The following is a 13729-nucleotide window of genomic DNA, read 5'->3' as shown; positions in this document are numbered from 1 at the left end:
CGCCGGACATCATGCCCATCGTGCTTCGCTCATTTTTGCATGACCATATATTGCACTTGTTAGTCGTTGTTGGGGTTGTTCTGCTGTTTCTTGCTGACTATCGCTGGCCGGATCTTCCCGCCGCGGTGGACTGGCATACCATCATTACCCTGAGTGGATTACTTATCCTCACAAAAGGGTTAGAAACCAGCGGGTATTTTGATGTTCTCGGGGCCAGGTTAATTGCGCGCTTCAAACACGAACGCACGCTGGCACTCTTTATGGTGCTGGCGGCGGCGCTGCTGTCGACCTTCTTAACCAACGATGTGGCGCTGTTTATTTTGGTGCCGCTGACGCTGACGTTACGCAAATTTTCGCATTTACCTATCTCGCGCCTGATTATCTTTGAAGCGCTGGCGGTCAATGCCGGTTCGCTACTCACCCCGGTGGGCAATCCACAAAATATTTTGCTCTGGAGCCACGGCTCTTTGAGCGTGGGCGGTTTTATCTTGCAAATGACGCCGCTGGCCGCCTGGCTGCTGTTGAGCCTGATGGTGGTGACCTGGTTCAGCTTTGCCAAACGCACGATTGACAAGCACGAGACCAGCGAAGAGCACAGCTGGCAGAAACCCCTTTTTGCCGTCAGTGTCGTGCTGTATCTGCTTTTTATTGCCGCGCTGGAATGGCATGTGACCGGTTGGGCCCTGTTGCTGATTATGGTGTGTTTCCTGATTATGGCGCGTCAGGTCTTGCTCAATATCGACTGGAGCCTGCTGGTGGTCTTCATCGTGATGTTCCTGGATGTCTTCTTGCTGACGCGTTTACCGGTCGTTCAGGCGCATTTCGATGCCATTACGCATCTGGGCAAAGGCGAGCTTTATCTGCTGGCCATCGGTCTGTCCCAGGTCATCAGTAATGTGCCGGCCACCATCCTGCTACTGCAAAAAGTGCAGCCGACAGAAGTGCTTGCCTGGGCGGTCAATATTGGTGGCTTTGGTTTGCTTCCCGGCTCGCTCGCTAACCTTATTGCGCTACGAATGGCCAAAGATCGCGCCATCTGGTGGCGTTTTCATCTCTTCTCCGTGCCCTTACTCGCCTGGTCAATGCTCACGGGGTGGCTGTTGCTGAAACTGGTCGCCTGACTCAGACACATCCTGCCGCGGTGCAGGATGTGCTGCCTTTCTCAAGTTACGTAAAGTTGTACTGGATTTTGTCAGTTTTCGATCTAATGTTTAGTGGACTTTCTACGCCCAGGACAGAGGGCCTTAGCCAGCGACGGACACTATGAGCGAGAACAACAACCGCGATTCACATCAGGAAGACGCAGAAAACGCGCCAGATAAAAACAGCCAGCCACATGACAATCAGGATCATGACGACGAAAAGCCGCGCAAACGCCCCGGCAAAAAACCGTTAATCATCCTGGCCGTTGTCGTGGTGGTCATGCTAATCGTGGCCTTTTTCTTCTGGTTTACGACCCGTAACGAAGAAACCACTGACGACGCCTTTACCGAAGGCAATGCGGTCACCATTGCCGCAAAAGCGTCCGGCTATGTTGTTAAACTGCTGGTTAACGATAACCAACGCGTCAGGAAGGGCGATCTGCTGGTTGAAATCGATCCGAGTGACAATGAGGCCCAGCGTGCTCAGGCTAAAGCCCAGTTGGGTCTGGCCACGGCACAGCTGCATCAGGCACAGGCGCAGTTAGCGCTCTCTCGTGTTCAGTATCCGGCCCAGCGCGATCAGGCGCTGGCCGACCAGGCGAAAGCCGAAGCCAACTACATGAACGCCCAGGCGGACTACCGGCGCCAGCGTGGCGTCGATCCGCGTGCCACCAGCCAGCGAAACATCGACTCGGCATCTGCACAGCTCCGTTCTGCGCAGGCACAGCTGCAAAGTGCCAAAGCTCAGGTGGAAGTGGCCTCGCAGGTTGCCCTGCAAATTCGTCAGCAGGAAACCAATGTTGAAGCGCGTCAGGAGCAGGTTGAGCAGGCCAAAGCGCAGCTCAACGTGGCTGAGCTGAATCTCTCTTACACTCAGGTTCGTGCGCCTTACGATGGCTTTGTCACGAAGCGCAATGTCCAGATGGGCACGCTGGTCCAGGCGGGAAGTGCGCTGTTCTCGCTGGTTTCTCCGGACATCTGGATCACCGCAAACTTTAAAGAGTCTCAGCTTGAGCGAATGAATCCCGGTGACAAAGTGGCAATCAGCGTAGACGCCTGGCCAGACATGAAGCTGGAAGGGCATGTCGACAGTATTCAGATGGGCACAGGATCGCGTTTCTCCACCTTCCCGTCTGAGAATGCCACGGGTAACTACGTGAAAATTGTCCAGCGTGTTCCGGTGAAAATCGTGATTGATAAAGGGCTGGATCCAAACCGACCGCTGCCACTGGGATTATCGGTTGAACCCAAGGTAACCGTGGAATGAGCGAATCGCAGAGCTGGAAACCCGCCAGTAACCCCTGGCTAGTGGCCATTACGGTCACGCTGGCGGTATTTATGGAAATCCTGGATACCACCATCGTTAACGTGGCCCTGCCGCACATTGCGGGTTCACTCTCTTCCAGTTACGATGAATCAACCTGGGTATTGACGTCGTATCTGGTAGCGAACGGTATCGTGCTGCCCATCTCTGCCTTTTTCAGCCGTCTGTTTGGCCGCAAACAGTTTTTTTTAATCTGCATTGTGATGTTTACCATCTGCTCCTTCCTGTGCGGTATTGCCACGGAACTCTGGCAAATTATTCTGTTTCGCGTCCTGCAGGGCTTTTTTGGCGGCGGGCTGCAGCCGGTACAACAGTCGGTGCTGCTCGACTACTTCAAACCCGAAGATCGGGGCAAAGCGTTTGGCCTTTCTTCCATCGCGATTATCGTTGCGCCGGTTATTGGCCCGACGCTGGGTGGCTGGATCACCGATAATTACAGCTGGCGCTGGGTATTCTTTATTAATATCCCGGTCGGCGTGCTGACCATCATGGCCATTTTACCCTTGCTGGAAGATCCGCCGTGGGAGCGTAAATGGGCCAAGGGCAAACTCAAGATCGACTATATCGGCATCAGCCTGATTACGCTCGGCCTGGGATGTTTGCAGGTCATGCTGGATCGTGGCGAGGATGAAGACTGGTTCGCCTCGCACTTTATCGTCCTGTTTGCCGTGCTGGCGCTGGTCGGGATCGTGGGGGCCATTTACTGGCTGATGTATGCCCGTAAACCGGTCGTTGACATTCTGGTCATGAAAGATCGCAATTTCTGGGTCGCCGGTTTATTAATGGCCGGCATGGCGATGATACTTTACGGCAGCTCGGTGGTTCTGCCCCAGCTGGCGCAGCAGGATCTCGGCTACACGGCGACCTGGTCGGGACTGGTGCTGTCTCCCGGCGCGGTGTTGATTGTCTTGACCATTCCGCTGGTCTTGAAACTGATGCCGGTGGTGCAGACCCGCTACATTATTGCCTTTGGTTTTAGCTGCCTGGCGCTGGCCTTCTTCTATTCAGCGTCCTTAACGCCTAATGTCGATTTCACTACGCTGGTCATGATGCGCAGTGCGCAGTCAATTGGCCTGGGCTTCCTGTTCGTGCCGTTGACTACCATTGCCTTTATTACGATTCCCCAGCGCCTGAATGCGGACGCCTCAGCCCTGTTCACCATGTTCCGTAACGTAGCGGGTTCGATTGGTATCTCGTTGTCCACTGCGGCGATTACTGAACGGGAGCAGGCGCGTTCGGCCCATATGGTGCACAACATGACGCCGCTGAACGAACAGTTCAACATCACCGTTCAGCACTGGGCACAGGCGATTCGCGACTTCACTTCTGCGGTGGGCGATCCCGTTACGTTGGCAACGGGTCAGCTCTACAAAGAGATGATTGTCCAGTCCCGCATTCTGGCTTATATCGACGTCTTTTCAGGCTTGAGTATCGTTGCCCTGATTTTGATTCCATTTTGTTGGCTGCTGTCGCCTGTCAAGAGCGAAGGCAGTGCAGGAGCACACTGACATGAAAGTTATGACTACGCATCGCCTGAATCCACTCAACCTGATGCTGTTGTTCGCCCTGACGGGCTGCAGCGTTGGCCCGGACTACCAGGCGCCAAAGCCCCAGCTCCCGGGCAGCTATCACGCGCTGGATTCACAGGAAACCTCAAGGCCGCAAACGTCAGCGGTGGATTCGCGCTGGTGGCGCAATTTCGGGGATCCTCAGCTCGATAGCCTGATTGCGCGCGCCATCGAAGGTAACCTCTCATTACAACAGGCTGTATTGCGCATTGCCGGGGCGCGCGAGCAGTTATCACAGGCGCAGGGCGGGTTGTTTCCCAGCCTTAACGGTTCAGCCAAAGTTACCCGTCAGCAGCTTGGCCTGGAAGGGCTACTGAAAGCCAACGGTGCCGACCAGCTCGACAGTAATGTCGCCAGCCAGCTGAACGGCCTGACACAGCCCGTCACGCTGTATCAGGGCAGTTTCGATGCCAGTTGGGAACTGGATCTATGGGGCAAGGTGCGCCGCCAGATCGAGTCAGCGAATGCCCAACAGCAGGCGGCGATTGAGCAGCGCAACGACGCGCTGGTGTCGCTTGAGGCCGAAGTGGTGCGCGCGTGGTTACAGCTGCGTGGCGCGCAGGCAACGGTAAAAACATTACAACAACAGATTGCGGTGGCGGATCAGACCTGGCAACTGACGGAAAGCCAACAGCGCAACGGCTTAGCGCCAGTCACGAATGTCGAAAATGCCCGCGCGCAGTTAAGCAGTCTGCAGGCGCAGTTGCCGCAGTATCAGGCACAAACGCGCCAGGCGATGAACGGGCTGGCCGTGCTGTTGGGCAAAACGCCGGGCGCGCTGGATGCCGAGTTAAGCGAGCCGAAAGCACTGCCTGCACTGCCTGCGTTTGTTTCTGTGGGCATTCCTTCCACACTGGCGCGACGTCGTCCGGATATTCGTCAGGCAGAAGCCACACTGCATGCACAGACCGCCGAGATTGGCGTGTCTGTTGCGCAGCTGTTCCCCAGCCTGTCGCTGACCGGTCAGTTGGGCGTGCGTAACACTGACGTCAGCTATCTTGATAACTGGAGCAGTCATTTCTACAGCGTGGGACCGTCGTTATCTATTCCCATCTTCCAGGGGGGAAGGCTGGTTTCCAGCGTCAGGCTGGCGCGGGCGCAACAGGCCAGCGCGGCACTGAACTACCGTCAGACGGTGCTGACTGCCCTGCAGGATGTGGAAAATGCCCTGGTCAGTTACCGTGCCGATCAGCAACGGGTAACGGCACTGGATGAAACGACTGGCGCGCTGCAGCGTACCTTCGATCTGGCCAGTGACAGTTATCGTCAGGGATTATCCACTTTCCTCGAGGTGCTGGATGCACAGCGCCAGCTGGCGCAGGCCCGGGAACAGGCGACCCAGGCGCGCATGCAAAGCGGGCTGGATCTCGTCGCCCTGTATAAAGCCTTAGGGGGCGGCTGGGAGACCTACCAGAACGTGCAGTTGCCGCAGTACGATGTATTTGGTCCCGCCACGCAGGTGAACTAAGCGTTCAGGCCGTGCCCCCTGTTAAAAGGGCGCGGCCTGACAATCCGCTCTACTGATACCCATGATTTATTATTTATGCGTTTTATCGTCAAATAAAAATCATCAAACGCCTCATGTTACTCTGTCGAACTCGCCGCCCAACGACGCTCCGCTATTTATCTTTTACGCCCGACGTTAAGAGAAGGAATCACGTCCTCGCCGAAGTAGCACTCACCGGGTCTGTAAACGCGCGCGTATTTTTTTACGTCAGAGAAACGCAGGAACGCGCGATACAAACGCCGGAATGATAAAAAAGCATCCCGATATTGTCCCGGGTAACCGGATAACTTTGCCGTTATATGCAGGTTAATTTTGTGAGCGGCAGAGCGGTCGTGGTGAGAAAAACAGACGGGAAGGCAGCGAATTTAATGCAAATTCTTTAAAGACGATAAAATAATCGACCGGAACGTTATAAAGTTTTGGGGTGGATTCATGCAGCGTGCGTAATCAATGAAATCGTTTACATTGTGCAAGGATAGCAGGCGTTTAGTGTTAATTCGTGGTTAATAATCTCTCCACATAAGGATTCTGAATACTTCACGGCCATTTAAAAAAACACTCGGAATTATCTGTAGTAATAAATTAATTTATTTTTTTATTTGAATTAGGTAGTCTTGTCGCTACAGTTTAATTAAACCCCCTTAATCAAGGATATTGTGATGAGTGACGCATTTAAAGTTCTAAACAACATTCGCACATTACGTGCCCAGGCTCGTGAACTGCCACTGAGCGATCTGGAAGAGATTCTTGAGAAATTGACCGTCGTTGTGACTGAACGCCGTGAAGAAGCTCACGCTGAAGAGCAGCAGAATCGTGAAAAAGAAGAGAAGTTATCTAAATATCGCGAAATGTTGCTGGCTGACGGCATCGATCCTAATGAATTATTAGGTGCCCTGGAGCAGGGTAAAAAACGCACTAAGCGTGCGCCGCGTCCGGCTAAATATTCTTACACCGACGAAAACGGCGAGAAAAAATCATGGACCGGCCAGGGCCGCACCCCAGCAGCTATTAAAAAAGCGCTGGATGAAGGTAAAAGCCTGGACAGTTTCCTGATCGATTAATCGACACAATCCTTGTAAGCGGTAGCCGGGTGCATTTATGTTCCCGGCTTTTTTTATTTAAAAAACCCTGCGTGCCGTTTCCCTGTTTACGATCTCCACACGTTAATTAATCTCGTCGTGCGTGACGGCAACGTCTGTGGCATGCGTGGCAACCCGATGCGACCTGCGCGCCAGCTGCAGGAAACCGTGCAGGACGATAATTAAAAGTTGCGCGTTTTCAAGGGACACTAAGGCAATCCTTGCCGGAGACTGGCGTGCGCTACGTCACATCTGGCATAATAGCCGCCGTTTTTCCATCCACTCTCTTCACTAAGGTCAACGCCGTGTTAGTTAGCAGCAATATCACCATGCAGTTTGGCAGCAAGCCACTGTTCGAAAATATCTCCGTAAAATTTGGCGGCGGTAATCGTTACGGTTTAATCGGTGCGAACGGCAGCGGAAAATCCACCTTCATGAAGATTTTGGGTGGCGATTTGGTGCCATCAGGCGGCAATGTCTCTTACGATCCTAATGAACGTATTGGTAAATTACGTCAGGATCAGTTCGCCTTCGAAGAATATAGCGTGTTAGATACGGTCATCATGGGGCACCATGAATTATGGGAAGTGAAGCAGGAACGTGACCGTATTTATTCCTTACCTGAAATGACAGAAGAGGAAGGCTACAAAGTGGCCGACCTTGAAGTGCTGTATGGTGAAATGGATGGCTACAGCGCTGAACCGCGCGCCGGTGAATTATTACTGGGCGTCGGTATTCCGGTAGAGCAGCATTATGGCCCAATGAGCGAAATTGCCCCGGGTTTTAAATTACGTGTTCTCCTGGCTCAGGCATTGTTTTCCAACCCGGATATTTTGCTGCTGGACGAACCGACTAACAACCTGGATATCGATACTATTCGCTGGCTGGAGCAGGTCCTCAACGAACGCGACAGCACCATGATTATCATTTCGCACGACCGTCACTTCCTCAATATGGTCTGTACCCACATGGCTGATTTGGACTACGGCGAACTGCGTGTTTATTCTGGTAATTATGATGAATATATGACCGCTGCCACCCAGGCGCGTGAGCGACTGTTATCGGATAACGCCAAGAAAAAAGCACAAATTGCCGATCTGCAATCCTTTGTCAGCCGTTTTAGTGCTAATGCCTCTAAATCACGTCAGGCGACATCGCGTGCGAAACAGATGGACAAAATAAAGCTGGAAGAGGTAAAAGCCTCCAGTCGTCAGAACCCATATATTCGATTCGAACAGGATAAGAAACTGTTCCGTAATGCACTGGAAGTCGAAGCGTTGACGAAAGGGTTTGATAACGGTCCGCTGTTTAAAAATTTAAATCTGTTGCTGGAAGTGGGCGAAAAGCTGGCGATCCTCGGCGCTAACGGTATTGGTAAATCCACGCTGTTAAAAACGCTTGTCGGTGAACTGACGCCGGAAAGCGGCAGCGTTAAATGGTCTGAAAACGCGAAGATTGGTTATTATGCCCAGGATCATGCAGACGATTTTGCTAACGACCTGACGGTATTCGACTGGATGAGCCAGTGGAAACAGCAGGGCGATGATGAACAGGCCGTGCGTGGGATTCTTGGCCGCCTCCTGTTTTCACAGGACGATATTAAAAAACCGGCTAAGGTGCTGTCGGGTGGGGAAAAAGGTCGGATGCTGTTTGGCAAGCTGATGATGGAAAAGCCCAACATCCTGATTATGGATGAGCCGACAAACCACCTTGATATGGAATCCATTGAGTCATTAAACATGGCGCTGGAAATGTATGAAGGTACGCTGATTTTTGTATCTCATGACCGTGAGTTCGTCAGTTCACTGGCGACGCGAGTGATGGAAATCAAAGCCGATCGCATTGTGGACTTCACCGGTAATTACGAAGATTACCTGCGCAGCCAGGGCATCGTCTAACAAGAACGGGGTAGCGATGGCTACCCCGTTATCGTTTGGGTCTGTGCGTCAGGGTGGATTGCCTGCGACGATCCGGCTTAAAATCCTTTCGTTACCTGACCTGCAGCCCCCTCCGCTTTACGCATGAACCCTATCCATTAACGGCTCAGTCATGATGTCCGCAGACTTCACAATGGGGATCCTGCGCGACCTTCAGGGTACGAAACTCCGCGCTCAGCGCATCGTACATCAGCAAACGTGAGCGCGCCGGTGAGCCGAAGTGCGTCAGCAGCTTCAGGGTTTCCATCGCCTGCATCGCACCCACCACGCCCACCAGCGGCGCCATTACGCCGGCCTCCACACAGCTCAGAACCTGGGCGCCAAACAGCCGGCTGATGCAGCGATAACAGGGCGTATCGGGTTGCCAGTCAAATACGCTGAGCTGGCCTTCCATACGAATCGCCGCGCCTGAGACCAGCGGCACTTTCAACTGGTAGCATAACCGGTTAATTTGCTCGCGCACCGCCACATTGTCCGTGCAGTCCACCACCACCTGCTGCCGGGCAATCAGGGCGTTGAGCGCCTCATCGTCCAGTTGACCCTGCACAGCCTGTAACTGGCAGTGAGGATTAATGGCGGCCAGCGTTTCCCGGGCGGATTCCACCTTGGCGCGGCCAATATCGGCATCGTAATGCAAAATCTGTCGCTGCAGATTAGAAAGTGAGACCGTATCAAAGTCCACTAGCGTAAGATTGCCTACGCCCGCTGCCGCCAGATAGGGCGAGGCCGCACAGCCTAAACCGCCCAGCCCGACAATCAGCACATGACTGGCTTTTAATCGTTCCTGACCGTCAAAGTCAAAACCACGCAATACAATCTGTCGGTTGTAGCGCAGCATCTCTTCGTGGCTCAGTTCGGGCAGCATTTACCCCTCCAGCAGCGTATTAAAGGGTTCGACATCCACCCATTCACCTGCTTCAACAGGGCCGCGATCGCGTTCCAGCACAATAAAGCAGTTGGCCTGAGAAAAAGAGCTGTAGACATGGGATCCCTGCGCGCCGGTGCTGACAACCTCTGGTTCACCCTGGCTGTTTTGCCGCAGAACGCCACGCTGGAAATCCAGCCGGCCAGGCGATTTTTTCAACGCGGTTGCCGTGCGTACGCGCTGGCGGGGCGGCAGCGCGGCAGCCGTTTGTCCCGTCAGGGTGGACAGCAGCGGCTGCACCAGTTGATAGAAGGTCACTACGGCAGAAACCGGATTTCCGGGTAAGCCGCAGAACCAGCTGTTCGCCAGACGACCAAAAGCAAAAGGTTTACCGGGTTTCATCGCCAGCTTCCAGAAGCGAATCACGCCGAGTTCTTCCAGCATCGTTTTGGTGAAATCGGCTTCGCCCACCGAAACGCCGCCGGTACTGATGACCACATCAGCCTGGCGATCGGCTTCGGTAAAGGCCGCACGCAGTGCAGCAGGATCGTCTTTGATAATGCCCAGATCGATAACCTCGCATCCCAGCTTGTGCAGCATCAGCGAAATCGCAAAACGGTTGGTGTCATAGATTTGCCCCGCCGCTAACGGCTGTCCCACAGGCTGAAGTTCGTCGCCGGTGGAAAAAATCGCGACGCGCAGTTTACGCAGCACCCGCACGGTCGCGATCCCCAGCGAGGCCAGTAAGGGCAGTTCGGCAGCACCCAGACGCACGCCCGCCGCCAGCACCTGATGGCCAGCCCGAATATCGTCACCCGTCAGCCGGATATTTTGTCCGGCGTTGACCGGGGCGGTGATAATCACCTTCTCATCCTGCAGACGGGTTTCCTCCTGCATAACGACCGCGTCACAACCGGCAGGTACAGGGGCGCCCGTCATTATTCTGATCACGCTACCCGCCGGCCATTCACCGCTAAACGGGGCCCCGGCAAAGGCTTTACCTGCAACCCGCAGAGGCTGGTTACTCTCAATATCAGCCAGCCTGACGGCGTAACCATCCATCGCCGAGTTGTTGAAAGGGGGAACATCGATCGGTGACGTGACCGCGCAGGCAGTAATGCGCCCGGCCGCGTCTGGCAGGCTCAGCTCAAGCGAGTCTGTGATGGGCGTTAGCGACGCCAGCATCTTTTGTTGCGCGTCCTCAAGGGAAATCAGTCCGGCAGTAAAGCTTTCCATTCTATTCTCAGCTTGTCTGTTGCAAGGGCTGTCTATTATGGTGACTTTTCCCTTCAGAGTCACATCGGCATAAGGCACAACGAAAGGTTATTAGCGCATTGTCAGTTTCCGCTTTACAACCTATAGCGGGCTTTCTATATTCAAAAATGGTCCAAACCGAGTTAAAACCATTCAAAATCAGTGTTTTTCCTTCTGATGCAACCACAGGGTAACGCAGTATGGCTAAAGCAGCGATCGCCATTCATGGCGGTGCGGGGGCAATTACCCGTGCCGCCATGAGCGCAGAAAAAGAGCAGGCATACCGACAGGCGCTTTACGACATTGTGACGCACGGGCAGAGCATGCTGGCTCAGGGGGCTTCTGCGCTGGATACGGTGACTGAGGCGGTGCGCAGGCTTGAGGAGTGCCCGTTATTCAATGCAGGTAAAGGCGCGGTGTTTACGCGGCAGGGCACCCATGAACTGGATGCCTGCATCATGGATGGCCGGACGTTACAGGCCGGCGCAGTGGCGGGCGTATCGCGTATACGCAATCCGGTGCTGGCGGCCCGCGCGCTGTTGGAAAACAGCCCGCACGTGTTGTTGGCGGGCGAGGGCGCTGAAGCGTTTGCCCGGGCACAAGGCCTTGAGCAGGTTGAACCTGATTTCTTTTCTACGCCTGAACGTTGGGAGCAACTGCAGCGCGCGCTCGGCAGCGATACCGCGCTGTTGGACCATGATGGTGCGGCCCAGGGCGGCGATCCCCTTGATCCGGACCGTAAGTTCGGCACGGTGGGGGCGGTTGCGCTGGACAACGACGGCAATCTCGCCGCCGCCACCTCTACCGGCGGGATGACCAATAAACAGGTTGGCCGCATTGGCGACTCGCCCTTACCCGGTGCGGGTTGCTATGCCAGCAACGACAGCGTTGCGGTGTCCTGTACCGGTACCGGAGAAGTGTTTATCCGCACGCTGGCCGCTTACGATGTGGCGGCGCAGATGCGCTACGGTGGACGCACGTTACAACAGGCCAGCGTAAATGTTATTCACGACAGCGTGCTGGAGTTAGGCGGCAGCGGCGGGCTGATTGCGGTTGATCGTGAGGGCAACGTCGCGCTGCCTTTCAACAGCGAAGGCATGTACCGGGCTTATGCCCGCACAGATGAGGCCGCAGAGGTGGCAATTTACCGTGAAAGCTAATCGTGAGGCCCTCCACAACAGCCTGTCTGGCACAACAGTATTGACCGACGAGCAGGTGCTGGCCGTACGCGATCTCAACGTGCGTTTTGAAAACGATGGCGTAGTCACCCAGGCTGTACGCCATCTTTCCCTTGACGTCTACCGGGGTAAAACCCTGGCCCTGGTGGGCGAGTCTGGTTCGGGCAAGTCAGTGACCTCGCTGGCGTTGATGCGCCTGATTGAGCAGGCCGGCGGAGACGTCAGCGGCGAGATCCTGTTGCGCGGTCGTAACGGCGAGGTACGGGATCTGATGCGCATGCCGCGCGGTCAGATGCGGCAGGTGCGCGGGGCCGATATGGCGATGATCTTCCAGGAACCCATGACGTCGCTTAATCCGGTGTTCTCGGTTGGCGAGCAGATTGCCGAATCCATTCGTCTTCATCAGGGCCAATCCCACGCCGGGGCGCTGGCAGAAGCGCGTCGCATGCTCGACAGGGTACGTATTCCCGATGCGCAAAAGATCCTGCGCCGCTTTCCCCACCAGCTCTCGGGCGGCATGCGTCAGCGCGTAATGATTGCCATGGCGCTGTCATGTCAACCTGCGCTGCTGATTGCAGATGAACCCACCACCGCGCTTGACGTGACGATTCAGGCGCAGATTCTGCAACTGATTCGCGAACTGCAAAAAGAGATGCGGATGGGGGTGATTTTTATCACTCACGATATGGGCGTGGTGGCTGAAATGGCTGACCGGGTACAGGTGATGTACCGTGGCGAAGTGGTGGAAAATGCCGAAACGGCTCAGCTGTTCAGTGCGCCCTGCCAGGCTTACACGCGCGCCCTACTGGCCGCCGTACCGGCGCTGGGTGCCATGCGGGGCCAGCCGCTGCCCGCCAGGTTCCCGCTGATTGGCAGCGGCGACGAACCGGCAGTACCACAGAATACCGTACGCCACGATCGGCCACCGATTTTACAGGTACGCAATCTGGTCACGCGGTTTGATATCCGCTCAGGGTTATTTAACCGGGTGAAAAGTCGGGTACATGCGGTCGAGAATGTCAGTTTTGATCTCTACGCAGGTGAAACGCTGGCGCTGGTGGGGGAGTCCGGATGCGGAAAATCCACCACTGGACGCTCCCTGCTAAAGCTGGTTGCCAGCCAGGGCGGCAGTATCACCTTTAACGGTCAGCGCATAAACGATCTCTCCGGTCCTGCCCTGGCCCATCTGCGGCGCGATATTCAGTTTATTTTTCAGGATCCCTATGCGTCGCTGGACCCTCGCCTGACCGTCGGCTTCTCTGTTATGGAGCCACTGCTGGTCCACAAGGTGATGCCGCGCCATGAAGCAGAGCAGCGCGTCGCGTGGTTGCTGGAAAAGGTCGGGTTATTGCCGGAGCATGCAAGGCGCTATCCCCATGAGTTCTCCGGCGGCCAGCGGCAGCGTATTTGCATTGCGCGGGCGCTGGCGCTGAACCCGAAAGTGGTGATTGCCGATGAGTCGGTTTCGGCGCTGGATGTGTCTATTCAGGCACAGATTATTAACCTGATGCTGGATTTACAGCGCGAGTTTGGCATCGCATTTTTGTTTATTTCCCATGACATGGCGGTCGTTGAGCGCATCAGCCATCGTGTTGCGGTGATGTATCTTGGACAAATCGTCGAGATGGGGCCGCGTCAGGCGGTGTTTGAACGCCCGCAGCATCCTTACACCAAAAAGCTTATGGCCGCCGTGCCGATTGCCGATCCGTCGCAGCGGCAGCGCGAGCGCAGTTTATTGGTCGATGAGATCCCCAGCCCAATTCGTTCACTGGGCGACGAACCCGAAACGGTTTCGCTGATGGAAGTCGCGCCCGGCCATTTCGTGGCACGTCACGCAAGCGCGCGACCTGAATAACTAAGCCGTCGCTACGGCGA

Annotated in this window: 11 protein-coding genes; 8 read left to right on the top strand and 3 right to left on the bottom strand. The window is 55.1% G+C overall.

Features of this window, described 5'->3' with window-relative positions; all coding sequences use genetic code 11:
- The first annotated feature begins 11 nt into the window (after window positions 1-11).
- From NXS97_RS06535 to NXS97_RS06515, 5 genes are all read left to right on the top strand, one after another.
- Window positions 12-1121, top strand: a complete 1110-nt coding sequence (locus NXS97_RS06535) for an SLC13 family permease (RefSeq protein ID WP_014593277.1) — start codon at window positions 12-14, stop codon at window positions 1119-1121.
- Window positions 1122-1263: 142 nt separating this feature from the next.
- Window positions 1264-2409, top strand: coding sequence for an HlyD family secretion protein (locus tag NXS97_RS06530; RefSeq protein ID WP_015700686.1), 1146 nt, complete (start codon window positions 1264-1266; stop codon window positions 2407-2409).
- Window positions 2406-3974, top strand: coding sequence for a DHA2 family efflux MFS transporter permease subunit (locus NXS97_RS06525; protein ID WP_014606236.1), 1569 nt, complete (start codon window positions 2406-2408; stop codon window positions 3972-3974). The genes NXS97_RS06530 and NXS97_RS06525 overlap by 4 nt, the downstream gene beginning before the upstream one ends.
- 1 nt (window position 3975) lies before the next feature.
- The gene (locus NXS97_RS06520; RefSeq protein WP_014593279.1) at window positions 3976-5502 is read left to right on the top strand and encodes an efflux transporter outer membrane subunit; all 1527 of its coding nucleotides are present in this window, start codon (window positions 3976-3978) and stop codon (window positions 5500-5502) included.
- A gap of 698 nt (window positions 5503-6200) precedes the next feature.
- Window positions 6201-6602 (top strand): H-NS family nucleoid-associated regulatory protein, encoded by a 402-nt coding sequence (locus NXS97_RS06515; protein ID WP_014606234.1) that lies wholly within the window; start codon window positions 6201-6203, stop codon window positions 6600-6602.
- A gap of 102 nt (window positions 6603-6704) precedes the next feature.
- Here the strand turns inward: NXS97_RS06515 and NXS97_RS06510 are convergent, their stop codons facing one another.
- Window positions 6705-6830 carry a hypothetical protein gene (locus tag NXS97_RS06510; RefSeq protein ID WP_015700682.1) on the bottom strand — a complete coding sequence of 42 codons (126 nt, stop codon included), beginning with the start codon at window positions 6828-6830 and terminating at the stop codon, window positions 6705-6707.
- 95 nt (window positions 6831-6925) lie between these two features.
- Here NXS97_RS06510 and NXS97_RS06505 point away from each other — a divergent pair, with 95 nt between their 5' ends.
- On the top strand, window positions 6926-8518 hold the full coding sequence (locus tag NXS97_RS06505) for an ABC-F family ATPase (RefSeq protein ID WP_014606233.1): 1593 nt from the start codon (window positions 6926-6928) through the stop codon (window positions 8516-8518).
- Window positions 8519-8663: 145 nt separating this feature from the next.
- On the opposite strand, the gene moeB is transcribed toward NXS97_RS06505, so the two are convergent.
- Both moeB and moeA read right to left on the bottom strand, forming a co-directional pair.
- Window positions 8664-9422 (bottom strand): molybdopterin-synthase adenylyltransferase MoeB, encoded by a 759-nt coding sequence (moeB, locus tag NXS97_RS06500; protein ID WP_013025181.1) that lies wholly within the window; start codon window positions 9420-9422, stop codon window positions 8664-8666.
- Window positions 9423-10658, bottom strand: a complete 1236-nt coding sequence (gene moeA / locus NXS97_RS06495; protein ID WP_014593281.1) for a molybdopterin molybdotransferase MoeA — start codon at window positions 10656-10658, stop codon at window positions 9423-9425. It lies immediately after the preceding gene.
- 218 nt (window positions 10659-10876) lie between these two features.
- On the opposite strand from moeA, the gene NXS97_RS06490 reads away from it, so the two are divergent.
- Both NXS97_RS06490 and NXS97_RS06485 read left to right on the top strand, forming a co-directional pair.
- Entirely contained in the window at window positions 10877-11836 is a 960-nt protein-coding gene (locus NXS97_RS06490; RefSeq protein WP_013025183.1) for an isoaspartyl peptidase/L-asparaginase family protein, read from the top strand.
- Window positions 11787-13709 (top strand): dipeptide ABC transporter ATP-binding protein, encoded by a 1923-nt coding sequence (locus NXS97_RS06485; RefSeq protein ID WP_235193297.1) that lies wholly within the window; start codon window positions 11787-11789, stop codon window positions 13707-13709. The genes NXS97_RS06490 and NXS97_RS06485 overlap by 50 nt, the downstream gene beginning before the upstream one ends.
- Window positions 13710-13729: the final 20 nt, after the last annotated feature.

It is taken from the genome of Pantoea sp. B623 (genome assembly GCF_024814475.1).
GTDB lineage: Bacteria > Pseudomonadota > Gammaproteobacteria > Enterobacterales > Enterobacteriaceae > Pantoea > Pantoea ananatis.
This window is presented reverse-complemented; position numbering and strand designations above follow the sequence as displayed.

Coding starts and splice junctions, on each gene's coding strand:
- NXS97_RS06535 (WP_014593277.1), top strand. CDS start 12: ATGCCCATCGTGCTTCGCTCATTTTTGCATGACCATATATTGCACTTG.
- NXS97_RS06530 (WP_015700686.1), top strand. CDS start 1,264: ATGAGCGAGAACAACAACCGCGATTCACATCAGGAAGACGCAGAAAAC.
- NXS97_RS06525 (WP_014606236.1), top strand. CDS start 2,406: ATGAGCGAATCGCAGAGCTGGAAACCCGCCAGTAACCCCTGGCTAGTG.
- NXS97_RS06520 (WP_014593279.1), top strand. CDS start 3,976: ATGAAAGTTATGACTACGCATCGCCTGAATCCACTCAACCTGATGCTG.
- NXS97_RS06515 (WP_014606234.1), top strand. CDS start 6,201: ATGAGTGACGCATTTAAAGTTCTAAACAACATTCGCACATTACGTGCC.
- moeB (WP_013025181.1), bottom strand. CDS start 9,422: ATGCTGCCCGAACTGAGCCACGAAGAGATGCTGCGCTACAACCGACAG.
- moeA (WP_014593281.1), bottom strand. CDS start 10,658: ATGGAAAGCTTTACTGCCGGACTGATTTCCCTTGAGGACGCGCAACAA.
- NXS97_RS06490 (WP_013025183.1), top strand. CDS start 10,877: ATGGCTAAAGCAGCGATCGCCATTCATGGCGGTGCGGGGGCAATTACC.
- NXS97_RS06485 (WP_235193297.1), top strand. CDS start 11,787: ATGCCCGCACAGATGAGGCCGCAGAGGTGGCAATTTACCGTGAAAGCT.